Source organism: Streptomyces sp. NPDC058880 (assembly GCF_042742535.1).
In the GTDB taxonomy this organism is placed as follows: domain Bacteria; phylum Actinomycetota; class Actinomycetes; order Streptomycetales; family Streptomycetaceae; genus Streptomyces.
In genome coordinates this window covers 1-10,328 of record NZ_JBHYMC010000110.1, presented here as the reverse complement: position 1 = coordinate 10,328, position 10,328 = coordinate 1, and the positions used below count along the sequence as shown (strand labels likewise).

Genomic DNA, 10,328 nt, shown 5'->3' with positions numbered 1-10,328 from the left:
ACTGCAGGGGGGACCCTGTGGGAGAGTAGGACGCCGCCGAACAATTTTTGTGGGGAAGCCCCGTACCTTCTGGTACGGGGCTTTTCCGCGTTCACCAACAGTGAGCCTTTTCGCAACCTCAGGTCGAGGCGTGGCGAGGGCCGGACGGAGCGCTGCTCGATGATGGCGCTGCCGAGCGGAATCACGGGTGAAGTCCGGAGGCCGGGTCGTTAGGCTCTCCGCCCATGGACGAACAGCACGTGATACGCCCGGTGCGGGCCGACGACTGGGAGAAGGTCAAGGAGCTGAGGATCGCCGGGCTCAAGGACCCGGTGGCACCGGTGGCCTTCCTGGAGACGGTGGAGCAGGCCGAGGGGCACCCCGACGAGTTCTGGCAGAGGCGGGCCGAGGGGGCGTCGCACGGGCGGGTGGCCCGGCAGTTCGTCGCGGAAGCCGCCGACGGGCGGTGGGTGGGTACGGTGTCCGTGCTCGTCGAGGAGGGCGGGACCGTCGACTTCTTCGACCAGTCCGTCGAACGGACGCAGGGACACATCGTGGGTGTGTTTGTACGGGCCGAGCAGCGGGGGACCGGACTCACCGAGGCCCTGTTCGCGGCCGCGCTGGAGTGGGCCTGGGGGCTGCAGGAGCCGGCGTTGGAACACGTACGGCTCTTCGTGCACGAGGACAACGCGCGGGCCGGCGCCTTCTACCGGAAGTACGGTTTCGAGGCGACGGGGACCGTGCTGCCCGTGCCCGGGAACCCGGCTGCCAAGGAACTGGAGTACGTGATCCGGCGGCCCGCCACTGCTTAGAACTCGGCTCCGGGCCAACGGGAGCGGGCCTGCTCGCGGCTGCGGCACAGGGCGAGGACGGGGAGCGTGTCGCCGGTCAGCAGCTCGGGGAGCCGGGGGATCGGGGCCACGGCCGCCACGTCGTCCAGCACGAGGGAGAGTGGTGGGTCGAGCCGACCGTGGGATGACCGTGCGGCCATGCGGCGGCCGTGCTCGACCACGTGAGAGGCGAGTGCGGTCAGCAACGGCATCGCACCCGGGTGGGTGCGAGGGTCCTCCAGAGCTTCACCCACCACATACAGGGTTCCCCCTTCGGCCAGGAACGAAGCCAGAGTGAGCGAATCCGTTCGGTTCTTGTTGCAGACCTCCCGGATGTGGATGGAGGTCAGGCAGGAGAGGGCACGAGCCGTCAGGTTCAGTGCGAGCTCCCGGCGTTCCGGGTGCGCGGTGAGGGCGCTCTCCAGTTCTCCGGCTGCGCCGGCCGCGGCCTGGGGGTGGGTGCGCAGGATGCGTACGGGGTCCTGGGCGCTGGTGCCCTGGGCCCAGCGGTGGAGTTGTTTGAACGGCCGGTCGTCGAGGTCGGCCGCCTGGAGCCAGCTGCGCAGGAGCGTTTCGGCGGTGTCGGCCACGGCTGTGTCCATCCGGGCCTGTGGGCGTACGGGGGCCAGCAGGGCGGCCGCGCGGGCGGCGGCGGTGTCGCGGTCGGCGCATCCCTCGGCGGGATTCCAGTGCATGCGGGCCGGGGTGTCGCACAGGTGGGAGGGGTCGTAGAGGAGGACCGGGCCGAGTTTGGCGCGGGCGTCCTTGGTCTCGGCCCAGAGGGCGGGGGAGGAGGTCACGACCAGGGCGGCCCCCTCCGTTTCGCCGATGCGGGCTGCCGCGGCGCGCAGCCGGTCGTCTGGACCGCCGTAGGCGATCTTGTGCGTGCTGTCGTGCGGGGCGGGGGCGGGGGCGACGGGGGTGGGTGCCGGCCGGGGTGCGTAGCCGAAGCCGTAGCGGTAGGCCTCGTCGGTCGGGCCGGCGTGGGTCGCCGGCGGGCCCGGAGGGGCTGTTGCCGGGACCGGCGCCGCGGACGGTGCGGCGGCGGGACGGGAGGCGGCCGGCGTCGGCTGCGCGGGCGCGGGTGCCAGGAGGGTGACGGGCTCCGGCGCCTCTTTGGACTGCGGGGGCAGGGACGGCGGCTCGTGCGGTGCGGGGGGCCGGGCGGCCTGCCGGGCCCGAGCGCGGCGCGCTTTGGTACGGGCCACCACACCGATCACGAACACCGTCAGGACGAAGAGGACCAGCAGCTGGCTGACGAACAGGCCCCAGAACAGGCCCCAGCCGGACAGGGCCGCGGGGTCGGTGTCGGGCCAGGCCGCCGGGATGTCGTGAGGCTGCGCCGTCAGGGCGCGGACGGCCGCCGGGGTCCGGGTGAAGGTGACGCTGTCGGGCCAGGAGCCTCTTGCGAAGAGGGCGGCCAGGCCGGTGGCCGTCCAGACGAGGACGGCCAGGCCGAGGAGGAAGGCCAGGAGGGCTACCAGCAGGCCGTCCGGGATCCCGCCGCCGCGGGTGGAGGGATCCGTACGTCGTGCGTCGTGCATGGTCAGGCCACCGTGGTCGCGGATCCGGGGCTGCCGCTGCCGCGGCTGCGTTCGATGGACAGGGCGCGTTCCTCCGCTTCCAGCTCGGCGGCGAGGAGGTCGGCGGGGAGGCCGGCCGAGGCGGAGGACTCGGTCATGGCGCGGTCGGTGAAGACCAGGGGGCGTTCGGCTTCGGTGATCAGGTGTTTGACGACCTGGACGTTGCCGTTGACGTCCCAGACGGCGATGCCGGGCGTGAGGGTCGGGATGATCTCGACGGCCCAGCGGGGCAAGCCCAGTACGCGGCCCGTGGCGCGGGCCTCGTCGGCTTTCTGAGCGTAGATGGTGCGGGTGGAGGCCATCTTGAGGATGGCCGCGGCCTCACGGGCGGCGGCGCCGTCGACGACGTCGGAGAGGTGGTGGACGACGGCGACGAAGGAGAGGCCGAGGCGGCGGCCGAACTTCAGGAGGCGCTGGAACAGCTGCGCGACGAAGGGGCTGTTGATGATGTGCCAGGCCTCCTCGACGAGGAAGATGCGCTTCTTGCGGTCAGGCCGGATCCAGGTGTGCTCCAGCCACACGCCGACGATCGCCATGAGGATGGGCATGGCGATGGAGTTGCGGTCGATGTGGGAGAGGTCGAAGACGATCAGTGGCGCGTCGAGGTCGATACCGACGGTCGTGGGGCCGTCGAACATGCCGCGCAGGTCGCCGTCGACCAGGCGGTCGAGGACGAGTGCCACGTCGAGGCCCCAGGCCCGGACATCGTCTATGTCGACATTCATGGCGAGCGCGGACTCGGCCTCGGGGTGGCGCAGTTGTTCCACGATGTCGGTCAGGACGGGCTGGCGGTCCCGGATGCTGTCGACGACGTGGGCGTGGGCGACCTTGAGGGCGAAGCCGGCGCGTTCGTCGAGGCCGTGGCCCATGGCCACTTCGATGATGGTGCGGAGCAGCGCGAGCTGGCCGGTCGTGGTGATGGCCGGGTCGAGGGGGTTGAGGCGGATCCCGGAGTCGTTGGCGGCGATCGGGTCCAGGCGGATGGGGGTTATTCCCAGCTGCTGGGCGATCAGGTTCCATTCGCCGACGCCGTCCTCGCCCTGGGCGTCGAGGACGACGACCTGCCGGTCCTTGAAGCGGAGCTGGCGCAGGACGTAGGTCTTCTCCAGGGCCGACTTTCCGTTGCCGGATTCGCCGAGGACCAGCCAGTGGGGGGCCGGGAGCTGCTGGCCGTATAGCTGGAAGGGGTCGTAGATGTAGCCCTTGCCGCTGTAGACCTCGCGGCCGATGATGACGCCGGAGTCGCCGAGGCCGGGGGCCGCGGTGGGCAGGTAGACGGCTTGCGCCTGCCCGGTGGAGGTGCGTACGGGCAGGCGCGTGGTTTCGACTTTGCCGAAGAGGAAGCTGGTGAAGGCGTCCGTCAGCGCTGTCATGGGATCTCGCATGGGCGGCTTTCCCTCCAGCTAGCGTCGGATGCCGGTGGCGAACGGCAGGGTGTTGACGAAGGCGCGGTGGTGCTCGCGGTCGCACCACTCCAGCTTCAGGTAGGACTTGCCGGCCGAGGCGCGGATGGTGCGCTTGTCGCGGGCGAGGGCCTCCGGTGAACGCGAGGACACCGTGATGTACCCGACCAGGTTGACTCCGGCAGCGCCGCTGGCGAGATCTTCACCCCTCTGGTCGAGTCGACCGTGTGCGGCGATGTCGCGGGGGTCGACGGTGCGGTTCATCTTGGCGGCGCGGGAGGCGTCGGCCTCGTCGTTGGTCTTCTCGGTGAGCATGCGCTCGATGGCCACCTCGGTGGGTTCCAGGTCCATGGTGACGGCGACGGTGCGGATGACGTCGGGGGTGTGGACGAGGAGCGGGGCGAGGAAGTTCACGCCGACGGGGGTCATGGGCCATTCCTTGACCCAGGCGGTGGCGTGGCACCAGGGGGCGCGGGTGGAGGACTCACGGGTCTTGGCCTGGAGGTAGGTGGGTTCCACCGCGTCGAGTTCGGCCGGCCAGGCGTTGCGCTTGGTCATGGCCTGGATGTGGTCGATGGGGTGGTCGGGGTCGTACATGGAGTGCACGAGGGAGGCGAGGCGGCCCTGGCCGAGGGGCTGGCGGACGCGGATGTCGGCCTCGGCGAGGCGGGCGCAGATGTCGGTGAGCTCGCGGGCCATGACGATGGCGAGGCCGGCGTCCCGGTCGAGCTTGCGGCCCTTGCGGGGGGTGGCGGCGCGGGCGATGGTGACGGCTTCGGCAGCCAGGTCGCGGGTGTAGTGCATGCAGGCGACGAGGTAGGCGCGGTGCTGCTCGGAGGAGGTGGACACCATCGACTGGAGTTGGTCGTAGGAGTCGCGCAGCCAGACGGGGGCCTGGGTGTCGCCGCGCTGGGCGACGTCCTTGGCGTGGGCGTCGGGGTCGGCGGGCAGGGTGCGGGCGAGCATCTGGAGGCGGGTGACGAAGCCGTCGCCGTTGGCCACGTGCTTGAGGAGGGTGCCGAAGCGGTCGACGAGAGCTTCCTGGTCCTCGCTGTCGCGCAGGCCGACGCCGGGTCCCTCGATCTCGATGGCGGCGGTGACGGTGCGGCGGTCGGCGTGCAGGAGCACGGCGATCTCGTCGGGGCCGAAGGGGGCGGCGAGCCAGTTGATGCGGCCGATGCCGGGGGGCGGGCCGACCTCGACCTCACGGCCGTCGGCGGCGCGGACGCCGGCTTCCATGGCGCCGGATCGGTAGGTGGTGCCGCGGCGGAGGGTGCGCTTGTAGCTGCGGCTGATCTCGAACCAGCGGTAGAAGGTGCGGCCCTTGTACGGGACGTACACGGCGGCGAGCGCGAGCGCGGGGAAGCCGACGAGGCTGACGATGCGCAGGGTGAGGTCGGGGACGAGCAGTCCGCTCATCATGCCGAAGAACGCCCCCGTGATGATGAGGGCGATCTCGCCGGTCTCGCGGTTCTTGCCGACGATCGCGTTCGGCCGGGCGCGGCCGATGAGATACGTGCGGCGGGGCGCGACCGGGTGCAGCTGGTGGGACTGGGTCGTCAACGCCCGTCACCTCCTGTGTTCCTCGTGCTCGAGCTCGTGCGGGGCGGGGGTGCGGCGGAGGGGACAGATCCGCCGCCGCCCCCGCCGCCGGTGGTGGGGCGGCTGCTGTGGGCGGCCACGCCTCCGGAGAGGGGGTTGGCGGGGCGGGGCGCGCTGCCGCCGCCTTCGCCTCCGCGGTGTGCGCCGCGGCTGCTGTGGGTCTTGATGCCCTGGGAGACGAGGGAGGCCGGGGAGCTGATGACGGCGGCGGCCTGGGCGCCGTCGGTGGCCTTGCTGCGGTTCGAGCGGGCGGAGGCGATCTCGTCGCCGAAGCCGGGGACGAAGCGGTAGATCATCGCGGAGGCGAAGATCGCCAGCAGGATGATGGAGAGGCCGGTGACGACGGCGGAGAAGGCGTTCGGGCCCTGTTCCCCGGTGAGGGCGCCGGCGAGGCCGAGGACGATGACGATGACCGGCTTCACGAGGATGACGGCGATCATGATGCCGGCCCAGCGGCGGACGTGGCCCCAGAGGTTGCGGTCGACGAGTCCCGAGTAGACGACGACGCCGAGGAGGGCGCCGACGTAGAGGAGGGCTGCGCGGATGAAGAGTTCGAGGAAGAGGATGCCGGCGGCGAGGACGGTGACGAGGGAGACGACGATCAGCATGATCGGGCCGCCGCCGATGTCGTTGCCCTTCTTGAGGGCCTCGGAGAAGGAGCCGAAGAAGACGTCGGTCTGGCCGCCGGTGGCGGAGGCGATGACCTCGGTGACGCCGTCGGTGGCGGAGACGACGGTGTAGAGGATCAGGGGGGTGAAGGCGGAGGCCAGGACGGTGAGCCAGAGGAAGCCGATGGCCTCGGAGAGGGCGGTGGTGAGGGGGACGCCGCGGACGGCACGCTTGGCGACGGCGAAGAGCCACAGGACGAGCGTGAGGATGGTGGAGGCGGCGAAGACGACGGCGTACTGCTTGAGGAAGGCGGCGTTGGTGAAGTCGACGTTGGCGCTGCCGTTGACCGCTTCGCTGAGTTTGGTGACGATCCAGGCGGCGGCGTCGGCGCAGCCCTTGGCGAGGGAGGCGAGGGGGTTGAGGGCGTCGGCCGGGTCGCTGGGCCCGAGGCCCGTACGGGGGGCTCCGCCTTCGCCGCGCTCGCAGTACTCCCTGGCGGGCCCGGCGATCAGCGAGCACGGGTCCTTGCTCCCGGTCGGCGAGGGAGCGGGAGTCTGGGTCGGGTCCGGCGCGGCCATCGCCTGTGCCGCGAGGAGCACGACCGCGGTCTGGACGGACGCGGTGATCGCACCGATCTTTCGGAGCGAGGGTCGCTTGCTACCGGGCATAGGTGAACCCTCCGAATCCGGTGACCGCGCTGCCGATTTCGTCAGAGGTGGAGACGGGGACGTCGCCGGTGACCGGCGTGGGGCCATCCTTCTGCGAGGTTTCGACCACTTTCCAGTCCGAGCCGTTCCACTTGAGAGCCATCGAGATCGTGAACCAGCTGCTGGTGACGGGACGCGTGGACTTGTCGCCGGTCAGGCCGAACATGCCGATGCACCACACGTCGACTGACGCGGCTCCGGAGGAGAACGTCTTGACCGTGGCGCCGGCTGGGACGGTGCGGTTGACGAACGTGGAACCGGTGGGGGCCAAGCCGTCCTTGGTGAGACCGATCTGGGCGAGCAGGCCCGCGGAGTAGTCGGCATCGAAGGCGGCCTGCAGTCTCGTGCGGCTGCTCTCTTCCGCGATGGCATCCACGATCGCATGGCGCCGCGCCGGATTGAACATTCCGTCGGAGCCCAGGGCGACGGCGTAGTTGGCGGCCGCCGACTGGGCGCCCTGTTCGTCGTGGGCGAAGCCCTTCGGGATGCCCGCGGTCTTGCCGGTGACCGGGTCCGTGCCCGTGGCGGCGGTGGAGGCGGCGGCCGGGGCGTCGTCGGAGGGGCGGTCGTCGGCGGTGTCGGGGGTCTGGTTGGCGAAGGCGATGGCGGCGACGAGGAGGACCACCACGCCGACCACGGTGACCAGGCTGCGGGGGGCGCGGGAGGTGCGGCGGGCGGGGCCGTAGGGGTCGGCGGGGGCTTCGGGGAGGCGGGTGCGGGTCTGGCCCGTGCCGCCGATCTCGCCGTGGCCGGCCGCGCCGCCGTACCGGTCGTCGTTGCTCATTGGGTTTCCGCCCCCTCCGCGTCGTACGACGGTAGCGCTGGTTCCCGCGTGGATGCGGTGCGGTGAGTCCTCATCAGGTCGGGGCCACCGCTGGTCGGTCGGGTCAGACGGCCATTCCGTAGACGATCGTGAAGAGCGTGCCGAGGGAGCCGATGATGAACACGCCCGTGAGGCCGGCCACGATCAGGCCCTTGCCCTGTTCCGCGCTGAACGTGTCGCGCAGGGCGGTCGCGCCGATGCGCTGTTTGGCGGCGCCCCAGATGGCGATGCCGAGGCAGAGGAGGATCGCCACGGCCATGACCACCTCGATCATGACCTTCGCTTCGTTGCCGAGACTGCCGAACGGCCCCCAGTTCGGGGCGATTCCGCCGATGATGGTGGTGATGTCGCCCTTTTCGGCTGCCAGGATCATGTAACTCACCGCCCCTGTATGGGTAGTTCCGGATGCCCGCTGCCCGACGGCAGGGGTCACGCACTATCTTCGCTGATGAAACCGCCGTCGTCGTCGACTTGTCGGCTCTCTTTACCCGATCTCGCGGCCCGCGACCGGGTTCCGCGCTCTGACCTGGGTCGGGCTGCCGTCCGTACGCAAGAACGTGCGGTCACTCTGTGTATCACGGGGGGTGACGCCGGGCAATGATTGTCCTCTCGGCATACGGGGGGCGGGGTCAGGGGCCGCCGTTCGGAGCAGCGGGGCCGCGTGTCGTTGGGCCGACCCGCTGACATATGTCCGACATTCCGTCAGCCATCCGGCCGGGCCCCGGGTTGCGGGCGAAGCTCCACGTCGTCAGGTGGTACGACGTGGGGAGCGGCGGATGGGTTCCGTGTGCGGGGCGGTGCGGAGGTGGTCACCCCTGCCGGGGCCGTCGTCGAGACCTCGTGTCCGCCGTCGCCGAACCGCACACCCGGGCGGTGCCGCGGGCACCCGTCTCCCGAACCGCCGGGGCCGCGGCGTTGTCAGTGGGCTGCGGCAGGCTGGAAGGATGACGACTACCTGGACTCTTGCGGATCTCGAGGCGGCCATCAGGGCGGGATGGTCCGCCGACACCACCGAGCCGACCGACATCAGCCGGGTGCCGTGGACTTCGGAGAATCCGGCCTGGGGGCAGTGTGACATCACCGCTCTGGTCGTGCAGGACCTCGTGGGTGGTGACCTGGTGCTGGGCGAGGTATTCCACGAGGGCCGGCAGGAGGGCTACCACTGGTGGAACCTGCTGCCCGGAGGCATCCGCGTCGACCTGACGAGGGACCAGTTCCGGCGGGGTGAGACGGTCACGCCCGGACGGGTGGTGAAACGGCCGGGCGGGCGGCTGAGCCGGCGCTGGGAGGAGTACCAGCTGCTGCGGCAGCGGGTGATCGACAAGCTGGGACCGCTGCCGGGGGTGATGGTGACTGGGGACGGGCGGCGCCTGGCCTACACGGACTTCGGGGGGCCGGGCGTGCCGCTGCTGGCGCTGCACGGGCACTTCGGGGCGGGAACCGGATTCGAGCGGCTGGCCGGGGAGGTGGGCCCGGCGTGGCGGGTGATCGCGCCGGACCAGCGCGGGCACGGGGATTCCGACCGGGCGGGGGAGTACACGCGGGACGGGTACGTCGCGGACGCGGCCGCGCTGCTGGAGCACGTGGGCTTGGGGCCGGCGGTGGTACTGGGGCATTCGCTGGGCGGGGTCAACGCCTACCAGCTGGCCGCGCGGCGGCCCGATCTCGTGCGGGCGGTGATCGTCGAGGACATCGGGGCGGTGGTCGACGGCGACCTGTCGTTCGCGCGCGCCTGGCCGCGGCGGGCCGCGACCCGCGCCGGGTTCCTGGCCGGGGTGGGGAGCGCGGCGCCGCATCTGGAGGGGGCGCTGCGGGAGCATCCGGACGGGTGGGGCACCGCGTTCGAGGTGGAGGACATGGTGGCGTCGCAGCAGGCGCTGAACGGCGACCACTGGGAGGACTGGCTGCGGGTGGAGAGCCCGACGCTCCTGGTGCGGGGGGACCGGAGCGGTGTGCTGTCGGCGGAGCACGCGCGGGAGATGACGGTACGGAGGGCGGGGGTGCGGCTGGTGGAACTGCCGACGGGACACGCGGTGCGGGAGGGGGATCCGGAGGGGTACTTCGCCGCGGTGCGGGGCTTTCTGGCGCGGGTGGCCGGCGGCCAGGGGGCCGCTGTCTGATCGCTCGTCGGGAGGGTCGGCGAGGCCGGCCCGACCGCCGGTCGGGCGGGGCGGCCGGTGTCGGGCTGCCGGGGCGGCGGTTTCGCGGTCCGGGTGGAGTCCGGGCGGTTGGCCGGTGGTGCTGTCGGGAGAGTGATCGCCGGAGACCGGATTACCGGGCGGCGCCCCTGTCCGCTGCGTCGTCCGGACGCCGGTCCCGAGGCCGGTCGGGCGTGCGCCGGGCGGGCGGTGTCGAGGCGTCGGGGGTGGGCGGTACGGGTGCGTCGCCCGCCGGGGCGGCGTTTCTGGGGGGTGGTGGGGTTCGTAGGGTGTTCGTGGGCTGTGCGGTGGCTGTGACGCGGGTCACGGGAACTCGGTCGTGGGTGCCGGACAGCCGACAGGAGTGACCACAGAGATGCGAACTCGGGTGCGGTCCGGGGATCCGGACGCCTATGCGGAGTTGTTCGACAGCTACTCCCGCACCCTCTACAACCATGCCTTCCGGATGACGGGGGACTGGGCTGTCGCTGAGGACGTCATGTCGGCGGCCTTCATGGAGGCGTGGCGGCTGCGCGGCACGGTCGATCCGGAGGGCGGATCCCTCCGGCCCTGGCTCCTGGGGATCACCACGAACCTGGCCCGCAACCACTGCCGCAGCCCTCGCCCCGCACCGAACCCGTCATCGTCCTGGGC

Annotated in this window: 9 protein-coding genes; 3 read left to right on the top strand and 6 right to left on the bottom strand. The window is 71.5% G+C overall.

Features of this window, described 5'->3' with window-relative positions; genetic code table 11:
- Positions 1 to 224 precede the first annotated feature (224 nt).
- Positions 225 to 791, top strand: coding sequence for a GNAT family N-acetyltransferase (locus tag ACFW2G_RS32365; RefSeq protein WP_384583464.1), 567 nt, complete (start codon positions 225 to 227; stop codon positions 789 to 791).
- Here the strand turns inward: ACFW2G_RS32365 and ACFW2G_RS32360 are convergent.
- The 6 genes from ACFW2G_RS32360 to ACFW2G_RS32335 all read right to left on the bottom strand — a co-directional run bounded on the left by ACFW2G_RS32360 (position 788) and on the right by ACFW2G_RS32335 (position 7,909).
- Positions 788 to 2,353, bottom strand: coding sequence for a type VI secretion protein (locus tag ACFW2G_RS32360; RefSeq protein ID WP_384583467.1), 1,566 nt, complete (start codon positions 2,351 to 2,353; stop codon positions 788 to 790). The two genes, ACFW2G_RS32365 and ACFW2G_RS32360, sit on opposite strands and share 4 nt — an antisense overlap.
- Before the next feature lie 2 nt (positions 2,354 to 2,355).
- Positions 2,356 to 3,777, bottom strand: coding sequence for an ATP-binding protein (locus ACFW2G_RS32355; protein ID WP_037924553.1), 1,422 nt, complete (start codon positions 3,775 to 3,777; stop codon positions 2,356 to 2,358).
- A gap of 18 nt (positions 3,778 to 3,795) precedes the next feature.
- The gene (locus ACFW2G_RS32350) at positions 3,796 to 5,358 is read right to left on the bottom strand and encodes an SCO6880 family protein (protein WP_037924555.1); all 1,563 of its coding nucleotides are present in this window, start codon (positions 5,356 to 5,358) and stop codon (positions 3,796 to 3,798) included.
- Positions 5,355 to 6,674 (bottom strand): hypothetical protein, encoded by a 1,320-nt coding sequence (locus tag ACFW2G_RS32345; RefSeq protein WP_384583470.1) that lies wholly within the window; start codon positions 6,672 to 6,674, stop codon positions 5,355 to 5,357. Before ACFW2G_RS32345 ends, ACFW2G_RS32350 begins: the two co-directional genes overlap by 4 nt.
- On the bottom strand, positions 6,664 to 7,497 hold the full coding sequence (locus tag ACFW2G_RS32340; protein ID WP_384583473.1) for a hypothetical protein: 834 nt from the start codon (positions 7,495 to 7,497) through the stop codon (positions 6,664 to 6,666). The genes ACFW2G_RS32345 and ACFW2G_RS32340 overlap by 11 nt, the downstream gene beginning before the upstream one ends.
- Positions 7,498 to 7,600: 103 nt before the next feature.
- Positions 7,601 to 7,909 (bottom strand): hypothetical protein, encoded by a 309-nt coding sequence (locus ACFW2G_RS32335; protein ID WP_008742356.1) that lies wholly within the window; start codon positions 7,907 to 7,909, stop codon positions 7,601 to 7,603.
- A 571-nt stretch (positions 7,910 to 8,480) separates the two neighbouring features.
- Between ACFW2G_RS32335 and ACFW2G_RS32330 the strand changes: the two genes are divergently transcribed.
- On the top strand, positions 8,481 to 9,656 hold the full coding sequence (locus ACFW2G_RS32330; protein ID WP_384450280.1) for an alpha/beta fold hydrolase: 1,176 nt from the start codon (positions 8,481 to 8,483) through the stop codon (positions 9,654 to 9,656).
- A gap of 394 nt (positions 9,657 to 10,050) precedes the next feature.
- Positions 10,051 to 10,328 (top strand): RNA polymerase sigma factor (locus ACFW2G_RS32325; RefSeq protein WP_384681128.1); only part of this gene is annotated, 278 nt, incomplete at its 3' end.